The following is a 21,789-nucleotide window of genomic DNA, read 5'->3' as shown; positions in this document are numbered from 1 at the left end:
ATGGTGCCGCATGTTACAATGTGCGGCATTTTTCTTTGCTTGTTCGGCGATTAAATGCCGCACGAACCGTTCAGGATATGCCGAGGACATACAGCGGCGCTATATCTGGCCTTTCCCGATATCCTCGCGGTATTTAAGCGGGTGGCAGCCGACGTTCTTTTTGAAGACCGTGCTGAAATAATGCGGATTCTCGTAGCCGACTAGCTCGGCGATTTCCATGACCCGCAGGTCGGAATTGTGCAGCAGCTTTTTGGCCTGCTCGATCCGTACTTTGGTGATGTAATCGCTGATCGTCTCATTCGTGCCCTGCTTGAAAATCAGGCTGATGTAATTGGGAGTCAGATACACCTGCTCGGCGATTTTCGCGACGGACAGCTCCCGGGCGTAACCCTCGTGGATAATCTCTTTGATTTTGTTGATCGTCTTGCTGTTTTTCGTCGTGTTTTTATTTACCAGATAACGGGTCAGATCGGTGAAAAGCTGCAGCATATAGTCCTTAAGCTGTCCGATTTCGGTTTTGCCGTAAATTTCCTTGATGACCGTCATCCGATCGCTATGGACGTGCTCGCCTCCGCCATCCAGCTCATAAAGCGTGCGCGCGGATGTGAAGATCATTTCCGCACACAAGCTTTGCACATAATCCAATTGCGGCTTCGGTTCGCTGAGACGCCGGAACAGGTCCTCAAGCAGGGCGGCCGTTTTGCTCGTATTGCCCACCTTTAGCGCGTTCATCAGGTCGGTATGCAACTTGTACAAATAAGAGCTTTGCAGTGTTTCGTTGTCAGGCCGAATGTCCCGGATATGAATGATGGAGCGCTGACCGGTATAAAACTTATAGATAAGGGCGGTTAACGCTTCTTTATAGGACTCTTCCACCCTTTGGATTAGCCTGCAGGTATTCCCGATGCCAATCGACACGGAAAGCTGCAAATACCGGCCGATATTAAGGGTGCAAGCCTCGCACAGCCCCATGATCTCCTGGACTCCCACTCCGCCGCCGCTGCAAAACAGCAAAATGAATTCATTTTCCCGAGCGACGAAGCTGAGGCCGGCCCGTTGCTCCGCCATGATCTCGTTGATAATATTTTGCATGGAAAAATAAAGCAGCTGCTTGTATTCCTCGGAGTACTTCTCCAGCGCTTTTTTATAGTCGTCAAGCTGCAGGACGCCCACCGTAAATTGCTGGTCCGGGGATAATGGCATCCCGAAAAATGCGATCTTTTCCCAAATTTCCTTCGCCTCGGGGTACAGCCCGGCAAGTAAATTTTGCAGAAATTTATCCCGGATCAAGGGCGTATTCTCCTGCAGTTGTTTTTTGAGACGATCCAGATTGAACTGCACGGTCCGGTCATTATGGATGCCATCCACCGTCTTGCGAAAAATTTCCTTCAGCTCGGGCAATTTCACAGGCTTTAAAATGTAGCCTTCCGCATTGATCTTTAATGCGTTTTGCGCATAAGAGAAATCCTGCACACCGCTGATAATGATGATTTTAGCCGGGCATTCCGCCTCCTTCAGCTTCGCGGCCACCTGCAGTCCGTCCCAATACGGCATCATAATGTCGATAAACAATATGTCGGGCTTGAGCTTTAAACAAAGCTCGTAGGCCTCCTGTCCGTCCTTCGCCTCGCCAATGATCTGAATGCCGAACTCCTCTTCCCAGCGGATGGCCGTTTTCAGGCTGTCCCGGATAAACGGCTCGTCATCCGCGATGATCATCGTGATCATCTTCGTTCACCTCGTTCCATGTTGTCACCACAGGACAGCTTACAACCACCAGCAATCCCTGCTCGTCCTCATCATTGCGGTAATACTTGATCCCGTAGGCCTCACCGAAAAATTGCTTAATTCTCGCATGGACGTTGCGGATTCCATACGAGCCGCCGCTTGGCTGCCTGGCGTTCAGCAGATCGTTCAACTGCCGGGGATCGGCGCCGGCGCCGTTGTCGAAGACGGAAATCGTCAGCAGGTTATCGGATTCCTGCCGCACCCTGATCCGGATCATCCCCGGTCCCTGTTTTTTCTGGATGCCGTGGACGATGGCGTTTTCCACCAGCGGCTGCAGCGTCAGCTTGACGATCAGGCAGCTATTGAGCAGTTCTTCATCCACTGCCTCCAGCTGGTATTCCAGCTTATCCTGAAAGCGGAAGCGCTGAATTTCCAGGTAGCTTTCCACCTGCCGCAGTTCGTCCCGCAGCGGAATGACGTTGTTGCCTTTACTGAGGCTGTACCTGAAAAAATCGGCCAAAGAAGTCACCATGCTGCTGAGCTCGGGAACATTATGCCGGATCGCCAGCCAGTTCATCGAATCCAGCGTGTTATACAGGAAATGGGGGTTGATCTGAGCCTGCAGCGATTTCAGCTCGGCTTCTTTTTTGCGCAGCTCGGTCACGTATAATTTATCGATCAGCGCTTTGATCTGCTGCATCATTGCGTTGTAGCGCTGGAACAGGTAGGCAAATTCGTCCTTGCGTTTATAAACGATTTTGATGTTGAAATTCCCGGTCTCGGCATGGGACATCGAATGCACGAACTTGCGGATCGGGGCCGAGATGTTTTCCGACAGCAGTAAAGCCATCATCAGCGATAACAGCATGCAAACGGTGATGACCAAATACATGACCCGCCGAAAAGAGAACAGATCGCCGCTCAGCTCAGAGATCGGGGACAACGCAATCACCTTCCACCCATAGGGCGTGATGTCTTTGTAGGTCACGAGCATGTTTTCGCCGCCCTGCTTGTATTGAAATGAACGGAATGGATCGTCCGTTTCGGAAGTGGACATGTTTCGCGAATATTCCAGAGTGCTCAGGCTTTTTCCGATGAGTTCCGGGTCGGGGCTGAGCACAATCCGGTCGTTTTGATCGACGACATAGATGTTGCTGCCTGGGGTAGGCTTGTAATTCTCGACGGTGGAGCTGAAATCGCTGAGCGGGATGTCGAGCGTCAAGATGCCCACATAAGGAAGCTGAATATGGCGGATGCCGAACAAGCGCTTGGCAAATTTCAGCGTGTATTGGGAATCCAGCGAGCTTAAGCCGATCACGCTCATATCCGATTTGGCCGGAATGTCCAGATACCACGGTTTTAGGGAAATCAGATCGATGTTGAATACTCGGCGCGAAAAGTTATATTGCGTATATTCGGGCCGGTTCACCATGTAGAGCATCGGGACGAACCGGACGCCGGTAGCCCCGCTGCTGGGGAAATTCTCCAAAATTTTGTTCAGTTCATTCAGCTCGTTAATGATTCCGGTGCCGTCCGTTGCCCGGTCGGAAGAGATCAAATCGGCGAACTCCGAATTGAGATAGAGGGAGATCATCGCATCATCGGCGTTATTAAATTTTTGCATAAGATGATCCTCAACCAGGTTCAGATTGTTTTGGATCGACGTATTCGCATTCCGGGCAATAATCTCGGTGGACTTGTTGTAGATCGTGATGGAGATGATCGTGGTAGGCAGCAGCACAAGGAACAGAAAGTACAGGATCAGTCTGCTGCGGATGCTGAAATTGTACAGGAACAAAAATTTGGACAGCGTATCGAACCACTGTTTCATCGCGAATCTCCCCTCTTGAGGATCGATTTGAAAAGGTAGTTCAAAAAGGTGCTGAAAACCTGACTTTTTGAACTTGCATTTGAACTCGCACATAAATTGACTCTTGCCAAATGCGGCCGATTGTCGGAATATGTAGGCAGATCGGAACGGCTTTATTGTAAAAGCATCGGTTCGGATATGTCAACGTGAGGGGATAGCTATGAAACGGGGATGGAGTTTGGCCATAGGTCTGTTTGTCGGCATGGCGCTGTTTGGATTTTTTGTTTTGGACCGTTCGTCGCTGATCGAGCGGGGAGAAGAGGGGGAAAAGGCACCGGCGAAGATTCAGGTGAAAATCGCCCTGAACGATTGGGCGGACAATCTTGAAGTCCGGAACGCGATCAGGCGGTTTAACGAGACCAATCCGGATGGAACGGAAATCGTCATCATGGATATACCGACAGAGGCTTACAACGATACGCTGAACATGCTGTTAACTTCAGGCAAAGGTCCGGATGTGTTTGTCGCCGACCGCATCTGGCTTGCTTCTTACGTGAATAAAAATTATTTGGAAAATTTAAAGCCGTATCTCAGTCAAAGCGAATTTCGGCGTTACCCGCAGTGGAGCCTGGACTATGCGCAGAGCTCCATGTTCAAGGGAGGCATTTATTTTCTTCCTTCCAGTGTGGAGACGCTCAGGCTGATCTACAGAAAAGATTTGTTCAAGAACGCGGGACTTGATCCCGACCGGCCGCCGGCCACGCTGGCCGAGCTGAAGACAGCCGCGGAGCAAATCACCGCCACCGGGGGCGGAGTGCGAAAGTACGGTTTTGCTCTGCCGGCGGGAGATCTTCAGCACAGCTTCCAGCTCGATTTGGAAATGTCAAACACGTATAGCGGCGTATTTTATTACGATTACCGGACAGGCAAATACGATTTAAGCGTCTACTTGCCTTGGCTTAAAGCGATGAGAGAGATCAAACGGGCGGGAAGCCTGTATCCGGGCGAGTCCCTGCTGAAACGTGAAAACGCTTTGAAGCAGTTTGCCGAGGGAAATATCGGGATGATGTACGCCACCAGCCAGGATTACGTGAAAATCCGCGAATATGCGCCGCGGGGGGATTGGGGAATCGCGATGCCGCCGGCTATTAGCGAAGAGCTGAGCGGAGCCGGCGCGTTAATGATGCAGCCGCAGTCTCCCCTGGTCGTAGGCTCTGGCGCGAGTGCGAAGGAGGAGGCCGTGAAAGTCTGGAGCTTTCTGCAATCGGCCGACTTTCAGACCGTTTTGTTTCAGCAGGCGCTGGCCATCCCGCTCGTTGACGATATTGTGAATCGGACAAATCAGCAGCCGCAATACGCGCAATTTAAAGATTTTTATCCTACCGCTCAGGAGGCGTTTTATCCGCTGTGGCCGCAAATTATGGATCAGTACGACCCCAATACTGTCGCTCCGGGCCCGCGCAATTCCGGAGATCGTCCGCGAATGGAGCTTTATTTGCAGCTCATCGCAGACCAGGAGCCGCTGCCGATGGAAGAAGCACTGCGGCGGGAAACGGAGCGCTTGAACCTGATGCTGGAAATCGCGGCGACAGGACGCTTTTTTAGCCCCGAAGATTACGTCTATCCCGACTTTGATCCTTTGCATCCTCTTGCGGGAGGCCATTGATTAGGGCAGTTTTTTGCTGTGCTAACGGTTGCCATCGTGCTTATTCATGCGAAAAATCGGTGATTTCTTTTTTAACGGTTGCCATCGCGCTTATTTAGGCGAAATCGCCCCATTACAGCCGAAAAAGTAGGAAATAAGCTCGCTGGCAACCGTTACATTTTGTATCCCCTCGTTTTTGCCCAAATAGCGTCGCTCACAACCGTTAGATTTTTCCACGCTTTCTACGTTATTGCACTTGCCTGCAGGGAATGGGTCATGGGGTAAAACCCCAAACTTACCCCTCCCCATGCACTGAGCGTATGGGTTTGCTCGGGCAAAGGACCTCGCCAGCGGCGAGGTTTTTTTAACATATCAGAAGTATAAAATTCCGAGGGAGGAGAAGAGGAATCAGGGAGCTAAGGGACACCAGAGCCGTTATTTTCGAAAAAACGGGAGTTTGCAAAATGTAGCGGACACAGATGACGTTATTTACCTCAAATCGTTCTGGATGACCGGTTTAGAGCGAAATAGGGTCGCCTGTGTCCGTTAGGCTGGGAAATACCCGGGAAATAGGCGGATAAGGTCGTTGGTGTCCCTTAGAGTAACGTCCAAAGTAGAAATCAGAGCCATTAAAGGACGCCGTCAGGCGTTTTTCTTATTGCGCGCCTCAGAAAACTATAGAATTTTGAACTTTTATTATAGCTGCGTTTATTTTGCTTTGCGGCGTCCGCCGGTAAACTTGGGTGTGAGATAACCCGTCGAAAGTCAAATAAAGCTTCCGAAGTAGTTTTGTACGAAGAGGTATTGAGGAAGCAAATGCTTAACAAAACTTTGAGGAGGTGGAGCCTGTGAACCAAAAAACACGGTTGGCTGCAAGGTTCAAAGAATTAAGGAAAAATAAAGTGCTGCTGCTCATGTTGCTGCCGGGAGTGCTGTTTCTCCTCGTCAACAATTACTTGCCGATGTTCGGCATTATCATCGGGTTCAAAAATATCAACTATATCGACGGCATCCTGGGGAGCCCCTGGGTTGGCTTCGACAACTTCAAATTTCTGTTTGCCACTACGGATGCCTGGATTATTACGCGCAACACGGTGCTGTACAATTTTGCGTTTATCATCCTTAATCTCGTTTTCGCCGTGGCTGTGGCCGTCGCGTTAAACGAATTGAAGAACAAGCTGGCGGCTAAGTTCTATCAAAGCGTGATGTTTTTCCCCTATTTCTTGTCCATGGTTGTCGTCAGTTATCTCGTGTTCGCCTTCCTCAACGTCGAATACGGTTTCATTAACAAAGGGGTGCTTGCCCTGTTTGGCGTGGACGAGATGAACTGGTATTCCGAGCCGAAATACTGGCCGTTTATTTTGCCGCTCATCAATATCTGGAAAAGTGTGGGATACGGCTGTGTCATCTATCTCTCCGCGATTATCGGCCTGGATAACGAATACTACGAGGCCGCGCTGATCGACGGGGCCAGCAAGTGGAAACAAATCATCCACATTACGATTCCGCTGATCCGCCCGGTGATGATCATCACCACGATTTTGGCCATCGGCAATATTTTCCGTTCGGATTTCGGCTTGTTTTATCAGACGACCCTGAATTCGGGCGCGCTGTACCCGACCACGCTGGTCATTGATACTTATGTCTACAATGCCCTGATCAATATGGGGAACCTGGGGATGTCTTCGGCAGCGGGGTTGTACCAGGCCGTCGTCGGATTTTTCCTCGTGCTTCTCTCCAATTGGGTGGTGCGCAAAATCGACAAAGACCAGGCGGTTTTCTAGGAGGAGCCTCATATGAACAACGAAATTTCGAAAACGACCAATCTGATTCTCCATCTGATTTTTATCGTCATTACCGTGCTTTGCGTGCTGCCGATCGTCCTCGTCTTTATGATTTCGATTACCGATTACGACTCGATCGTGCTGAACGGCTATCAATTTATCCCGGACAAACTGAGCCTGGAGGCGTACCGGTATATTTTTAAAGATTATGGCACGGTTGTCAGCGCCTACGGAATTTCCTTCTTCGTCACCATTGTCGGGACTTTGCTGAGTGTGCTGCTCACTTCGCTGTATGCGTATCCGCTCTCCCGGGGCGATTTCAGATACAGAAATGTTTTTGCTTTCCTCGTGTTCTTCACGATGCTGTTCAGCGGCGGCTTGGTACCGTGGTATATCATGTACACGCAGGTACTGGATTTGAAAAACTCGATCTGGGCGCTGATTTTTCCGATGCTGCTGTCGCCGTTTAACGTGCTTATTATGAAAACTTATTTTCAAATGACCGTGCCGCCCGCGCTGATCGAAGCTGCCAAAATAGACGGTGCCGGGGAACTGCGGACCTTTTTCAAAATCGTGTTTCCGCTGTCTTTGCCGGTATTCGCCACGATCGGTCTGTTCAATACGCTGCACTACTGGAACGACTGGTTTAACAGCATGATCTTTATTACCGACACCAAGCTGTATTCCCTGCAATATCTGATGTACAAAATGATTTCGCAAGCCGATTATTTAAGCCGGAACAGCGCGCTGATTCAGGGGTCGGCCACCGAGCTGGCCAAACTGCCGGGGGAAACGATCCGGATGGCGATGGCGCTGATTGGGATCGGTCCGATTGTGCTTGCCTATCCGTTTTTCCAGCGCTACTTCATCAAAGGCTTAACGATCGGCTCCATTAAAGGCTAATCCCGGTTATCCGGTTAGCATATCATACACGCTTTATTGACCAAAAGGGAGGAGAACTAGCATGAAAAGCTTCAAATGGATGGGCCTGTTGCTGGCGTTGACCTTGCTTGCCGGAACGGCGTTAAGCGGATGCGCTGGCGGCGGTCGCGGGGGCAGTCCGGGCACCACGGCTGGAAATGCCGACGGAAACGCGGGAGCACAGCAAGAAGCTGCCCCGAACGGGCTTGCGCCCGTAGAGCTGTCGCTCTATTTGCCGGGAGGGCCGGATAAGGACGTAGCGGCCGTGGAACAAGAAATTAACGCTTATTTAAAAGATAAGATCAACGCCACGCTAAAAATCAATCAGTTAAGCTGGGATAAGCCGGCGGATAAAGTGAATCTGATGATTCAGTCGGGCGAAGTGTTCGACATGACTTTTACCTGGGATTTTTTGACCAATGCTTCCAAAGGGGCGTATTATCCGCTCGAGGATCTGCTTGACAAGTACGCCAAGGAGACGAAGGAGCAAATCAATCCGGCCTATTTACAGGCGGCGACCGTGAACGGGCATTTGTACGCGATCCCGACGGAGAAGGAATTGGGGCAATCGGTCGGGTTTGCCTTTGACAAGGCGATCGCGGGCAAATACAACTTCGATATCGAAAGCCTGCAAAAGCTGGAGGATATCGAGCCGATGCTGCAAACGATCAAGGAAAAAGAGCCGGCCATCACGCCGTTTTTTATGAACCATACGGACACGAGTTTCTGGTTCCCGGTGTATCCGAACGCAGAGGATATCGACGGCAGCAATGACATCCCGGCGATGCTGGATTACGGCACGATGAAGGTTTTTAACGAATACGACACGCCGGAGATGCTGGAGCGCCTGAAATTGATCCGTAAATGGTATGAAGCCGGGTACATCAACAAAAACGGGGCAACGGACAAAACCGAGCTGAAGGATGCGGTAAAGAACGGGAAAGCCTGGTTCACCTACGGCAATATGAACCCGACCTCGGCCAACGACTGGACCAATCTGACCGGCAGACCGATGCAGATCAAGACGCTGCTGCCTGTCAAGGTGGGCACAAAAAGCCTGCAAGGCTCCATGCTGGCGATTTCGCGCACCTCCAAAAATCCGGAGCGGTCGATGATGTTCATCAATCTGATCCATACCGACCCCGTGCTCTATAATATGCTGACGTTTGGGCTTGAAGGAAAGCACTATAACAAGCTCAGTGACGGGAACGTCGAACTGATTCCCGACAGCGGTTACAATTCGGTCTCCCAATGGATGATCGGCAACGTGCTGCTTAGCTACATTAACAAAAACGAAGACCCGGCCCGGGTGGAGTTGTACAAAACGTGGAACGAGAATGCAACCATTTCGCCGGTGCTTGGCTTTGTTTTCGATTCCTCCAAGGTGCAATCGCAAATCGGCGCTTTAACGAATATCGTCAAACAATATAAAAATACGCTGTTTACCGGGCAAAAAGATCCCGAGCCGGTGCTGGGGGAAATGAACCAGAAGCTGAAAGCGGCGGGGATCGACGAAGTGATCAAGGAGCTGCAGTTCCAGTTGGACGCTTTTCGGGAGTAACCAAGATTGCGACCTGTTTTAAGTAAGTGTTCAAAAAGTAGGCTTTAGCTACCTCTATAAAGGAGTGAACCGGACATATGCGAAAAAAGTACTTATCATGTATCCGTTTTGCGGTAATGTTGACACTCGCAGTGAGTATGCTCCTTCCTGTTAGTCCTAATGTATGGGCAGCGGAGACCGAAAGCGGTCTTGCCGGCGGTGCTGCCGAAGAGACCGCAAACTTTTCATCCGGCGGCGGCGAAGTGTCATTATCCCCGCTCTGGCAGGTTGGGAACCCGGATAACAGCAGCGCCGAGTTTGCCGCGGAGTACGCGAACGGAAATGAGAGCGTTTCCATCCCAGCGGATTCCGGCACATGGAGCAGCATATCCAAAGGAATGAAAGGCAATGCCAACGGAACGCTGAATATCTCCTTCAATCTCCCGGAGATTCCTGAATACGGCGTACAGTTCAGCTTTAAAGTACTGGACGCAAGTAATGCGATTCCCCAGCTTGCCGTATTTACGAACGGCATGATGAGCGGGCTGATCCAGATTACGGGCTTGAACAACGGTCAAGTTACCCTGGAAAACACCTGGAAGCAGACCTATAAACTGTACATCCCCAAGGAGCAACTGCGTCCGGGCGAAAATGAACTTCAGTTGAAGCTGGATCGCGGACTGTACGCCGATGCGACGGCGCCTGGCTACGACGGGGATAAATATTTATGGTTCGTATGGGATTATTTCCAGCTTGAGGCGCTTGCGGCTCCCGCCGCCGAGCCGGTTCACGGCAGATACGTGCACCTTGGCACAACGCTCATGAACCGAAGCTTCAAATATGATGAAAATTCCCTCCGCCATTTGGCTCCGCTGACGAAGTGGATGGGCGTGGCCTATAGCGGCAACTGGATGCGGGTGGCCTATTGGTCCGACACCGTATCCGAATGGAAGCCGCAGGGACGCAACTATTTGCTGGCGCTTCGCGAGCTGAATCTGCAGCCGATGCTGGGTTTTCTGGGCGGAAATTGGCGAACCAACTCCAGTCTGGCCCAAGGCGTGATTCCTGCCGAACTGCGGGACTATTACAGAAACTTTGTCGCCGAATACGGGGACCTTTACGAATATATGGAAGTGAACAACGAGCCCGGGGTATTCGACTGGCCGCAGCAAACGATATTGGCTGCCGCCCGGCTGCTGGACGAGGAACGACGGACGAACGATCAGCCCTATTTGAAGATTGTGGCGCCGGGCTGGGCATATTGGCCGTACAAAGGTATTCCCGACGGCTGGGAAAGAGACGCCGAACAGCGCCGGCCGATTGAGGAAATCGCGGATATCACGAACGGGCACAGCTATGGAGGAACCGGGGTGCAACCTGTACCGGGCGGAGCCTTGTATGAAAACTTGCGCGTCTATCCGGATGCGGATGAAGGCTTTGGCAAAGAAATGGCGATGAGCGAAGCCGGAGCCAACGACAATCATGCGGACAATACGAAATACGGGACCTATGCTTACCGTTTCGCCGCGGCGTTTGACCGGGAATTGCGCGGCGATATCGGATATGCGGATCACATTATGCAGCATGCCGCTTTTTTTTACGATAACGTCGATTTCGGATTGTTTGACAGTCAGGTGGACTGGAATACGCACCGGTATGAGGACACGCAGGCCGTTTCCGCCAATGCCAACGAACCGGGGGAGACCCGGCTCAAAACTTTCCGCCGTCTGGCCGCGGCTTATGCAACGCACGGAAGCCCGTTAACCTATGAAGTCCTGAACAAGGATGAGCTTGCCGGGAAAAAGGCTTATTTTCGCGGGGTGGACACCTCGGCGCTGGGAACCTCTACGGTGGGGGCGAGCGCGGATAAGCTGCTGCTGAGTTTCGTCAATTTCGAGAATACACCGGTGACGATGCGGGTTTCGGTCACGATGCCGGAGCAGGGGCAATACGCCGGGGAGCGCTTTGGACCGGGGGAAACTTATGACGAAGCGCATTCTTGGGTGAACCTGTCCGCAGGTCCGGCGCTGGAGCTGGAGGTTACGCTCGGAGCGGGGGAAACCGTGCAGTATATTTTGGACAAATATGAAGGCGCGCCGCCAGAGACGCCGCAGAACGCAGCGGCAAACGCGGTGGGCTACAACGAGATTGCCCTGACCTGGGATATGCCTGCCGGGGAACCGGAAACAACCGAGGTGCGCATATACCGGAACGGGCAATCCGAGCCGGTCATGACGGTTCCTGGCATGCTGAACTTTTTTCATGACCGGGCGGTCGAGCCGGATACCGAATACAGCTACCGGCTGGAGGCGGTTAATGAATTCGGAGAAACATCGCCGCTGACCGCTCCAGTGAGCGCCGTGACGCCTGTGCTTCCGGTAACCCCGCCCGCCGAAGGAGATCCGACGAAGTTCGAGGCCGAAGCCACGCAATTTGCCGCTCCGCTTGTGGCGGTGAACCGGGCTGGAGCTTCCGGCGGGAAGGCGGTGGAGCAAACTCACCGCGGCAGCTTGACGATCCTCGGGTATTCGTCCGCAAGCGGCGGCGATTACACGTTAACCGTCGCGTATGCTTCGCAGGAGGAAGCGAAAAAGAATGTGCTCGTCAACGGGACCAAAGCGGCGACGATCACGCTGCCGGCTACGGGCGGATGGATGGGAACTTACACGGAGAAAAAGTTTACGATTCGCCTTCAGGCCGGATACAACAATATTGAAATCGCCAACGCGGGCGGGGGCAGCAACATCGATTACTTCCGTCTGGAGGAAGGCGCTTATGAGGAAGAGAGCAGGTGGCATCCGGTGGAGCATGACGATGAGGCGATTTTGTACTCCGGGTTTGCGACGGCCGACAACGGGGTGTCCCATGTTTCCAGTACGCCCGGTTCCGCCGCCTCATTGTATTTCAATGGAACGGGCATCCGCTGGAGATCGGATATCCGCGCCGATATGGGCAGTGCGGAAGTATATGTGGACGGTGAACTGAGGGGCACCGTGAACATTGTCGAAGCCGGACTGGAGGGCGAAGACAAGGAGGTGTTCCGGCTTGACGGGCTGGAGAACGGTCTGCACCGGATCGACATCGTCGTTAAGGAAGGCAAGGTGATGGTGCACGGCTTCGAGTATGAGGGCGCGGAAGCCTCTCTGCCTGTACCGCAGGCCGATATGATCGTGACGGAAGTGGGCTGGAATATCGTGACGGACAGCGGCGAGCCTGCCGATCACGAGACGCCGCAGGCCGGGGATGCTCTGGTCTTCTGGGCCAAGGTCAAAAATGTCGGCGCGCGGCCGACGCCGCTAAATGCCACCACTGGCGCGGGAATGATTACGGGCGGGGCCTTCTCGGTCAACGGCGGCACCGTATCCTGGTCGGACACGTACGCGAACGTGATTGAACCCGGGGAAGAGGTGCTGTTAACGGCTAACGGCAGCGCGCAAGGAACGCCGCAATGGATCGTGCCGGCCGCCGGCGATTATCAGATCAGCTTCCTGGTCAACGACATTAAGCGTTACCCGGAAATGAACCGGGATAACAATACCGGAACGGCCACCCTGCACATCGGCTCCTAGACCGCGGGAGTCCGGCGGAAGCAGGGCTGGCGGGAGAGAGAACGGCAAAAACGAAGGCGACAACAGCCGCCGTTTACCGGTCTTAACGAGGCCCTTGATCCGCTAAGCCGCGCAGGCTTGCGGAATCAGGGGCCTGATTTTGAGAGTACCAACGACACGGAGGGGACTTAGGCAATGTTGAAAGATTTGAGCGAAGAGGAACGGCGTTGGGTGGAGCGCACTATGAACAGCATGACGCTCCGGGAAAAGATCGGGCAAACCATGCAGGACCATGCCGGCCGGCTGCCGTTCAAAGAGGCGGATGAAGACAAGATCGCGGCTTATATGGAGCGCTATCCGGTGGGCAGCTTTTTTATCGGCGGCGAAATCATTCTCAAGGCGACGGGAAAAGCGGGGGATTACCGCAAATGGATTGAAACATATCAGAAGCTTAGCCGCTATCCGCTGCTGTTTTCCGGCGATCTGGAATTCGGCGCCGGATCCGCCGTACGCAGCCTGACGGCCTTTCCGCCGCTGCTGGCGCTTGCCGCGGCGAACGATGAGGCGCTGGCCTACGAGTACGGCAAATACACGGCGCTCGAAGGCCGCGCCGCCGGCTTCACCTGGGCGCTGGCCCCGGGCATGGACCTGCTGCTGAACTGGCTGAATCCGGTGATTACGACCCGCTGCCTGGGAGACAATCCCGAGCGGGCGGCCAAGCTGGCTTCGGCGATCATCCGCGGGATGCAGGATCACGGACTGGCCGCTTGCGCCAAACATTTTCCGGGTGACGGAGTGGATTTCAGGGACCAGCATATCATCACGACGGTAAATGATTTATCCGAAGCGGAATGGCTTACGACCTATGGTGAAGTGACGAGCCGAGTGATCGAATCCGGGGTGTTGTCCGTCATGACCGGACATATCGCTTTGCCCTGGGCCGAAAGCGCCGGCCGAACCGAAGCGCCGGTCCCGGCGACCGTCTCGGCCGCCGTTACGAATGGACTGCTGCGGGAGCGGCTCGGCTTTGACGGGGTTGTTATCTCCGATGCGCTGGATATGGGCGGATTTTTGTCCTGGGGGGATTACAGGAAGCGGATCATCGATTGCTTTGCCGCCGGAACGGACGTCCTGCTCTGGCCGGGCACCCGCTATTTCGCGGTGATGGAGCAGTCCATCGGCGACGGCGCCATCACGATGGAAAGGCTGGACCAAAGCGTACGCCGGATTCTCGAAATGAAGGCGCGGCTCGGTGTCCGGCATCTGGATGAACAGGGCCGGGATAGCCAGGCCATGGAGCTCTTTGATGACAGGCTTACGCCGGAGCGGACGGCAGAAGCGCAAAGGGTTGGGGCGGAAATCGCCCGGCGCTCCGTTACGCTGGTCCGGAACCGGGCGGACGTGCTTCCTCTTGAAGCTGCTTCCGTCTCCAAAGTGCTGGTGATTATGCTGAACAAGGTGACCGAGGGGCGGCAATTCGACAAAATGGGACGATTCGTAGAGCTGCTGCGGGCGCGGGGGCTGGAGGTTGATATTTTAGACCAATTTGAGCCGCTGAGTACGCTCCGGACCTGGGAGGAAGCGGGGAGAAGATGGGATGCGGCGTTTATGCCCTATTTTATGCCGCTGCACGGCATGATGAATACGGCCCGGCCGGTTGGCGACGCCGCAAAAGCCATATGGGCGATGCAGCATGCCGAAACGATCCGCCCGATCGGCATCTCGTTTTCCACTCCGTATTTGCTCAAGGATATCCCTTTTCTCGATACCCTGGTCAACGCCTATTCCCTGCATGAAGAGACGATCGAGTACACGATTAAGGCGATTTTCGGAGAAATCCCGTTCGAGGGAAAGTCTCCGGTGGAACTGACTGTATAAGTACGAGTTCACTCTATAAGAGGGGCCGCGGGAGGAGCGAAAAATGATGGCAAAAGCGAAATTGCAGGAAACTAGTCAAAGTTTGTTTGCTTATATGACAGCCGGCCAGAGAGACCACTGGGGAATGGATGCCGAGCACTGGGACTGGGTGCCCGGTGTCGGCCTGATCTCTTTGCTGGATTATGGAATCCATGCCGGGGAAAGGCACGCTGTCGATTATACCGTACAGTGGGTGGAACGGAATCACAGCCAAGCCGGCCAGGCGAAGGTGATTAATTCGATGGCGCCGTACGCCGTATTTCCCTTACTGTACCGCTTGAGCGGGCAGAAGGAATACCTCGCCGAAGCGCGGGAAATCGCCCGCTGGATGATCGAGGAGGCGCCCCGCACCCGGGAAGGGGCCTTCGAGCATACCGTGACCGAAGACGCCGATTTTCCCGAACAGGTCTGGGCCGATACGGTTTATATGGCGGTGCTGTTCCTGGCCCGGCTGGCTCAGGCTGCGGCCGATCGCAGACTGGCCGAAGAGGCGCTGCGGCAGACGCTGCTTCATCTGCGCCTGCTGCAGGATGCCGATTCCGGTCTGATGTTTCACGGTTGGGACTGCGCCCGGCAAAATCATTTGTCCGCTGCCAAATGGGCGCGCGCTAACGCCTGGCTGACATTAGCGGTCCCTGAAATCGTGGTGGCCGTCCGCGGTCTTACCGAGATTCCGGAAGAGCTGCTCCGCCGCTACCGGGCTTTGGCGATGGGGCTGCGCGCGGTCCAAGCCGAAGACGGACTATGGCATACGGTGCTGGACCAAAGCGATTTTTATAAGGAAAGCTCGGCCAGCGCGGGGATCGCCTGCGGGTTCATCAAGGCGGTTAAGTCGGGATTGCTGGATGAGGCGTACCTCGACAGCGCGCGGCTGACCGTGGAGGGGCTATTGCCGCTGATCACAGCCGAAGGCGAGGTTCGCAACGTCTCCGGCGGCACGCCGGTGCTGGCGTCGATCGCCGCTTATAATGAAGTGCCCCTCTATCCGACCTTGTATGGACAAGGGCTGGCGCTGCAACTGCTGACCCAGGTCAGTTTGCTGGAGATTAAGGCACGCAAGGGGGCGGACGAAGAATGATCGATGAACGCAAAATGTTAATCCGCAAAATGAAGGAGATGGACTCCCGCTACAACCCGGAGCTTCAGCTTCTGCGGTCTCCGTTCAGCAGCCCAGGGTATCATACGACGCTGACCGGGGTAGAGTGGGTTCATTCCACCCGGGATTCGCTTAGCTATGCGCTTGGTCTGCTCGATACGGAGCTTGCCGAATACGAAACCCGGGCGCTGCAGGTGATCGACCGGGTCATCTCGCTGCAGGACACGGATCCGGATCGCAGCACGTTTGGCATTTGGCCGTGGTTTTACGAAGAGCCGCTTGCGCGGATGGCTCCGCCGGACTGGAACTGGGCGGATTTCTGCGGCAGCAGGCTGATTACCGCCCTTTGCCGTCACGGCCATCGCTTTCCGGAGGAGCTGCGCGCAGCCGTGATCCGCTCGGTAGGTTATGCCTGCGAGGCGATCAGGAAGCGAAACGTAGGTCCCGATTATACCAATATCGCCATCCTCGGCGCTTTTGTGACTTTGATTTACGGCGAACAGTATGCCCATCAAGCGTTCGAAGCTTACGGCCTGGACCGGTTGACGCGGCTTTATGAGTATACCCGGAAGCGGGAGGTGTTTGAGGAATACAACAGCCCGGTTTATACGTATATCGCTATTCTCGAGCTGTCGAAGCTGCGCGGGTTGACTCTGAACGGGAGAGCTAGGGAATTGTGCGACAGGCTGCTCCAGATGACCTGGAAAACCGTAGCCGAGCATTACCATGTCGCTACTAAGCAATGGACGGGCCCGCACGCCCGCCGTTACGAAACGCTGCTTGACGAGCGGAGCAAGGCGTTTTTGCAGCTGGCTACGCAGGGCCGGGTCATGTTTTTTTCCTGGGGACAGCTTCCTTATGAGGAAGAATGGTTTGGCAGCGGAATGGCTTGCCCGCCCGAATATCTTGACGATTTTACGCTGCCGGACACACGGCTGGTCGCCAGGTGGTACCGGGGGGATCAGGGGGAAACCACCCAAAGATGGGCTACTACCTATATTACGCCGCAGTACAGCCTGGGAACCTTCGATGAGAGCGACTTCTGGAACCAAAGAAGCGTGTTGCTGGCTTATGTCGATAACGGTGGTTCCCCCGCCTACTTAAGACTGCGTTTCCTGCATGACGGTTACGATTTCTGCTCCGCGCTGTTCCACAGCCGCCAGCGGCGGGGGCGCGTATGGTTTGGCGTTGATTTTGCCAGCAATGGGGGCGATACGCATATCAATCTTGATAAAATCGACGGCTCCGTGCTAGCCAAGGATCTGCGGCTGCGCCTGGAGCTGGGCGGCCGGCTCGATGAGGTGGATATTCGCCAAGTGAAGGACGGCGCTATCATTCAAATCGGCGGGCTGCAGTTCAGCTTCAAATCCTGGCTGACGCTGTTCGCCGAAGGGCCCGGTCCGCACCAGGCGCTGTTTGCCGGAGAACCCGATCCACGGCAAACCTTTGCCTGGGAGTTGAACCGCGCGGGCGCAAACGGAACAATGACCCTCGATCTCGTCTTATATTCGGGTCCCCGCCAAACCATCGCCCTGGACCGGATGAAGCAGGCGGCGCTGGTTATGTCGCTGGCAGCCGGGACCGAAGTGCCAAGCGACAGCGAGTTGGCCCCGTTCATTGAGCAGGAGGACGGGCTTGTCAAGGTGACGCATCACGATTTTGCCGACGGACCGCCGCTTTATCTTCATTTGCAGCCCCGGAGAATCTAACTGGGGAAATATCGGATGTTCTGCCGCTATAACGCTGCTTTTTTCGGTGATCCGGAATTCGGTGGTTACAGGCGGCGTACAGAAAAAAACGCCCGACGGCGTGCCTTTGAAAAAGCTCAGGGGCACCGTCGGGCTTTTTTTAGGGATCAACCTAAAAATCGTTGCTTGACAGCAGGCAACTGGAACAACCAACTGCCGGAACAACCAACCGCCAGCCTCCCAAATAGCGGAATTTTATGCTCTTATTATCCGGAGCCCGGCATGTTCATCCCCATTAGCGGCACTTTTTGTCCCTATTTTTCTATGAAGGGTCCAGAACGCGGGCATTTCCTTGTGATCCGAGAAAATAGCGACATAAATGTCTTCTATTTCTCTCAAATGGACGGATAGCGCCGGAATAGCGACATTTTATGTCCTTATGTTTTTGCAGGAGTTTCTCAGTTAGTCTAGCGGACCTTCTCCTTTGATGTTTAGCGGCGTACCGCTGCTCGCCTGGGCCATCGGCCCAAGCGCATAAACCTACAGCAATCCCGCATATTTTAAGCCGTTGGCGATGCCGTCATTGTCCACGTCGGTGGTGATGTGATCCGCGCAGGCTTTGAGCTGCTCGTGACTGTTCCCCATGGCTATGCCCAGTCCGGCGAGGGCCAGCATTTCCCTGTCATTAAGCCCGTCGCCAAAGGCCACGACTTCTTCGGGGCTTACGTTTAAGTGGCTGAGCAAGTCCTGGATGCCCCGCGCTTTGGAGCCTCCCACAGGCATAACGTCCATGGCGTGCTTATGCCAGCGGACAAACCGCAGATGGGGAATATCGCTCATGTATAGATGCTCCTCCTCCGCCGTACAATGCAAAAACGCTTGGTATACGTTGGAATGCCGCCAGAAGTCCGGATCGTAGCCGGGAAGCTCTACTTTTAAGGAAGAGACTGATTGCAGCAGGGCGGGATGCTGCTTGGCATTGGAGAAGTAAGCTTCTTTTCCCTGGTAAACCAGGTAGTGATCATGTTTTCCCGCCCGCTCGACCAGCGGTTCAAGATGCTCTTTGGGAATCGTATATTCTACGACCGGTTGCCCTTTGTATACAACGTAGGCGCCGTTCAGGCAGACGAACGACTCTATGCCTAGCTGTCCGGCAATGTTCGTCATGAAATAAGGCGCTCTTCCCGTGGAGATGACTGTTTCAATCCCTTTGTTTTTTAGCTCAAGCACAGCCTGCCGGGCGGATTCCGGGATTTCCTTTTGCTCGTTTACCAATGTTCCGTCAATGTCAAAAAATACGATTTTGTAGCTCATGTTGCCTCCTCTTTTAATTTCGAGTTCAAAAAGTCAGGTTTTTAGCACCAAAGCGTATGCTTCCGAAGTGCGTTTTTTCAAAACGCTTTAGGTCGGATGAAGCTAGGGACTGAGTAGCGGAGCAACACGTTTTCGGAGAAAACGGCTTCGGAAGCATAGGCTGTAAGGTCCTACGTGAGCAACTGAAATGTTTCCGCAGGAAATATACTTCGGAAGCATATGCTTGGCTCGGCTGAATTCAAGATTCGCCGTCGAGTCCGCTCCTTGACCCGCTTCGTGATAAGAAAAACTCTATCGATGAACAATCAAAGAAGACAGACCGCCCTAAGATGAAGTTTTTCTTGCGATTTAAGGAAGAAACGCTGCGGTGACTATTCATTCTTAAATCTTCAAAAGATGACTTTTTGAACTACCTCTTTAAGTTTCTATTTAATTAACGTATCTTTGTTTGTTACCTCTACTATAAAGTATGAAAAGCATTTCAGGTCAAGCTAAATTCGCTGGAAAACGGCCATCCCCACGGATTATCCCTGATATCAAGGAATTTAGAAGAAAACGTAGAAATCATAAGATAAGGGATTTGAATCTATTTCATCCAAAATGTTGAAAAAAAATTTTAGATTGCATATCAGTTTACTTGGTATTATAGTAATGGTATGAGATCTAGACCATTAGTAGATCGGAGTGTTAAACATGTCGAATCAATTTCCCCTGCCCTTTGAGAAGGTATCGACCAAAAAGGTCAGTGAATTCATCAAGGAGCAGCTGGAGGAAGCGATCATTCTGAAGGAATTTATGAGCGAGGATCAGCTTCCGTCCGAACGGGATCTTGCGGAGATTTTTAATGCCAGCCGCATTACGGTGCGTGAGGCGCTTGCCGCGTTGGAGGCCAAAGGTCTCATCGAGAAGCGGGTTGGAGCCAAGGGGGGAACGTTCATTCTGCCGGTGACGGCCCATGCGCATAAGCGAACCCGGGAGGAGATCAAACGGGATTGGAATCAGATGCAAAAGGTATTCGAATACCGGTCGATTGTGGAGCCGGAGAGCGCTTTTCTCGCCGCTGAGCGGATCACCGCAGGCGAGCTGCAACTCCTCCAAGGCTATCTGGAACAGAGCTTGGAGCCGGACTGTACGCGGGAATGGTTCCGGGCGTTGGACGTCAAATTTCATCTGACTATCGCCAAAGCTTCGGGTAACCCCTACTGCGAGGCGGCGGTCAGAAAGATTCGGACCAAGATTAATCCGGCGCTTGATCTGATGCCTTATGACGAAAATGTGCGTTCGGCAAACAGAGGAGAGCACATGGAGATTCTCGAAGCGCTCAAAACCCGGGACAAAAACAAATCGCGCGCCGTGATGAAACGGCATATCAGCTTTGCCGCAGAGGCCATTTATGCCCGCGTGGTTGCCGGGGATTAGGGAGGAGACCGTGGAGTTTATGGAAATCAAAGAGCTTTTGCAATTGGCAAAACCGCTTCAGGAGCAGTTGACCGCCTGGCGCAGGGATTTTCACCGCCACCCGGAAACGGGGTATGAGGAGTTCCGTACGTCGGCGATCGTTGCCGAACACCTGGAGAAGCTGGGGTTGGAAGTGTCCCGGAATGTGGGCGGGACCGGCGTTGTAGGGCTGCTGCGGGGCGAAAACCAGGGCCCGACGATCGGCCTGCGAGCGGACATGGACGCGCTCCCGATCCAGGATCAGAAGACGGCGGAGTACTGCTCGCAGGTAGCGGGAAAAGCGCATTTATGCGGCCATGACGCGCACACGGCGATTTTGATGGGAACGGCTAAGCTGCTGACAGGGCTTGGAAAGCCGAAAGCGGGGAACATCAAATTCATCTTCCAGCCGGCGGAGGAAGGTTTGGCGGGCGCGCGGGCGATGATTGAAGACGGGGTGCTGGACAATCCCAAGGTCGATGCCATCGCGGGGCTGCATATGTTTCCCGACCTGAAGACAGGGACGCTTGGCGTAAGCAAAGGAGTCGCTTTTGCTTCGGCTGATGCCTTCACCGTCAAAGTGCTGGGCAAAGGCGGCCATGCGGCCCGGCCGCATGAAGGGATCGACGCCATCGCGGTGTCCGCACAAGTGATCAGCGCGCTGCAAAACATCTCCAGCCGCATGGTAGACCCTTTGGAGCCGGTCGTTGTAACCATCGGCAAAATTTCCGGAGGTTACATGGGAACGGCCATCGCGCCCGAGGTGGAGATGACGGGTACGATCCGCACGTTGTCCCGGGAGCTGCGGGAACGGATGCCGGGGCTGGTCGAGCAGGTGGTCAGCGGCGTGTGCGCTTCGTTTGGCGCCGGATATGAACTGAAGTTTGGCCCGGGATATCCGCTTGTCATCAACGATGCGGACATGGTCGATCTGATGACCGCAACCAGTGAGCAAGTTTACGGCTCCAAGGTGTGGAATTACATTAAACCGTCCACGGGCGGGGAGGATTTCGCTTTTTATTGCGAGCATGTCCCGGGTGTATTTTTCCGGCTGGGGTCGGGCAACGACGAGGAGCGGACGAGGTACCCGCTGCACCATCCGATGTTCGACCTGGACGAAACGGCTTTGCCTTATGGAGTAAGCATGTTGTCGGCGATTGCGCTGAATTTTTTGAATAGAGAATTGTAAAAATGTGAGTTCAAAAAGTCAGGTTTTCAGCACCGAGAAGGTTGGATGAAGCTAGGGACTGAGGAGCGGAGCGTACGTTTTGGGTACGTGAGCACCGGAAGGCCCGGCTGAATTCAAGATTCGATGTCGAATGCGCTCCATGTTCTTGCTTCGTGATCAAAAGATGACTTTT

At 53.8% G+C, this 21,789-nt stretch carries 14 protein-coding genes; 11 read left to right on the top strand and 3 right to left on the bottom strand.

Annotated features, from left to right (window positions below; all coding sequences use genetic code 11):
• Positions 1-99 precede the first annotated feature (99 nt).
• A complete protein-coding gene (locus tag ACLD72_RS11210; protein WP_410996973.1) occupies positions 100-1,728 on the bottom strand; it encodes a response regulator in 1,629 nt (542 codons plus the stop codon).
• Complete coding sequence (locus ACLD72_RS11205; protein ID WP_410996975.1) at positions 1,703-3,559, bottom strand: sensor histidine kinase; 1,857 nt, start codon at positions 3,557-3,559, stop codon at positions 1,703-1,705. The genes ACLD72_RS11210 and ACLD72_RS11205 overlap by 26 nt, the downstream gene beginning before the upstream one ends.
• Positions 3,560-3,758: 199 nt before the next feature.
• Between ACLD72_RS11205 and ACLD72_RS11200 the strand changes: the two genes are divergently transcribed.
• The 9 genes from ACLD72_RS11200 to ACLD72_RS11160 all read left to right on the top strand — a co-directional run bounded on the left by ACLD72_RS11200 (position 3,759) and on the right by ACLD72_RS11160 (position 18,088).
• On the top strand, positions 3,759-5,204 hold the full coding sequence (locus ACLD72_RS11200; protein ID WP_410996977.1) for an ABC transporter substrate-binding protein: 1,446 nt from the start codon (positions 3,759-3,761) through the stop codon (positions 5,202-5,204).
• 893 nt (positions 5,205-6,097) lie between these two features.
• Positions 6,098-6,967 carry an ABC transporter permease gene (locus ACLD72_RS11195; RefSeq protein WP_410997380.1) on the top strand — a complete coding sequence of 290 codons (870 nt, stop codon included), beginning with the start codon at positions 6,098-6,100 and terminating at the stop codon, positions 6,965-6,967.
• A 12-nt stretch (positions 6,968-6,979) separates the two neighbouring features.
• Positions 6,980-7,870: a carbohydrate ABC transporter permease gene (locus ACLD72_RS11190; RefSeq protein ID WP_410996980.1), complete on the top strand. Its 891-nt coding sequence runs from the start codon at positions 6,980-6,982 to the stop codon at positions 7,868-7,870.
• 61 nt (positions 7,871-7,931) lie between these two features.
• Positions 7,932-9,449 (top strand): ABC transporter substrate-binding protein, encoded by a 1,518-nt coding sequence (locus ACLD72_RS11185; RefSeq protein ID WP_410996982.1) that lies wholly within the window; start codon positions 7,932-7,934, stop codon positions 9,447-9,449.
• A 137-nt stretch (positions 9,450-9,586) separates the two neighbouring features.
• A complete protein-coding gene (locus tag ACLD72_RS11180; protein ID WP_458475762.1) occupies positions 9,587-12,997 on the top strand; it encodes a polysaccharide lyase family protein in 3,411 nt (1,136 codons plus the stop codon).
• A 174-nt stretch (positions 12,998-13,171) separates the two neighbouring features.
• Entirely contained in the window at positions 13,172-14,854 is a 1,683-nt protein-coding gene (locus tag ACLD72_RS11175; protein WP_458475761.1) for a glycoside hydrolase family 3 protein, read from the top strand.
• Between the two features lie 46 nt (positions 14,855-14,900).
• The gene (locus ACLD72_RS11170) at positions 14,901-15,971 is read left to right on the top strand and encodes a glycoside hydrolase family 88/105 protein (RefSeq protein WP_458475760.1); all 1,071 of its coding nucleotides are present in this window, start codon (positions 14,901-14,903) and stop codon (positions 15,969-15,971) included.
• Complete coding sequence (locus ACLD72_RS11165) at positions 15,968-17,698, top strand: hypothetical protein (protein WP_410996988.1); 1,731 nt, start codon at positions 15,968-15,970, stop codon at positions 17,696-17,698. The genes ACLD72_RS11170 and ACLD72_RS11165 overlap by 4 nt, the downstream gene beginning before the upstream one ends.
• Positions 17,699-17,713: 15 nt before the next feature.
• Positions 17,714-18,088: a hypothetical protein gene (locus ACLD72_RS11160; RefSeq protein ID WP_410996990.1), complete on the top strand. Its 375-nt coding sequence runs from the start codon at positions 17,714-17,716 to the stop codon at positions 18,086-18,088.
• Between the two features lie 129 nt (positions 18,089-18,217).
• On the opposite strand, the gene ACLD72_RS11155 is transcribed toward ACLD72_RS11160, so the two are convergent.
• The gene (locus ACLD72_RS11155) at positions 18,218-18,991 is read right to left on the bottom strand and encodes a Cof-type HAD-IIB family hydrolase (RefSeq protein ID WP_410996997.1); all 774 of its coding nucleotides are present in this window, start codon (positions 18,989-18,991) and stop codon (positions 18,218-18,220) included.
• Between the two features lie 693 nt (positions 18,992-19,684).
• On the opposite strand from ACLD72_RS11155, the gene ACLD72_RS11150 reads away from it, so the two are divergent.
• Both ACLD72_RS11150 and ACLD72_RS11145 read left to right on the top strand, forming a co-directional pair.
• On the top strand, positions 19,685-20,410 hold the full coding sequence (locus tag ACLD72_RS11150) for a FadR/GntR family transcriptional regulator (protein WP_410996999.1): 726 nt from the start codon (positions 19,685-19,687) through the stop codon (positions 20,408-20,410).
• A gap of 19 nt (positions 20,411-20,429) precedes the next feature.
• Complete coding sequence (locus ACLD72_RS11145; RefSeq protein ID WP_251590996.1) at positions 20,430-21,617, top strand: M20 metallopeptidase family protein; 1,188 nt, start codon at positions 20,430-20,432, stop codon at positions 21,615-21,617.
• The last annotated feature ends 172 nt before the right edge of the window (positions 21,618-21,789 follow it).

Source organism: Paenibacillus lacisediminis (assembly GCF_046567315.2).
Note: the sequence above shows the minus strand (reverse complement) of the source record. Positions and strands in the feature narration are given on the sequence as shown.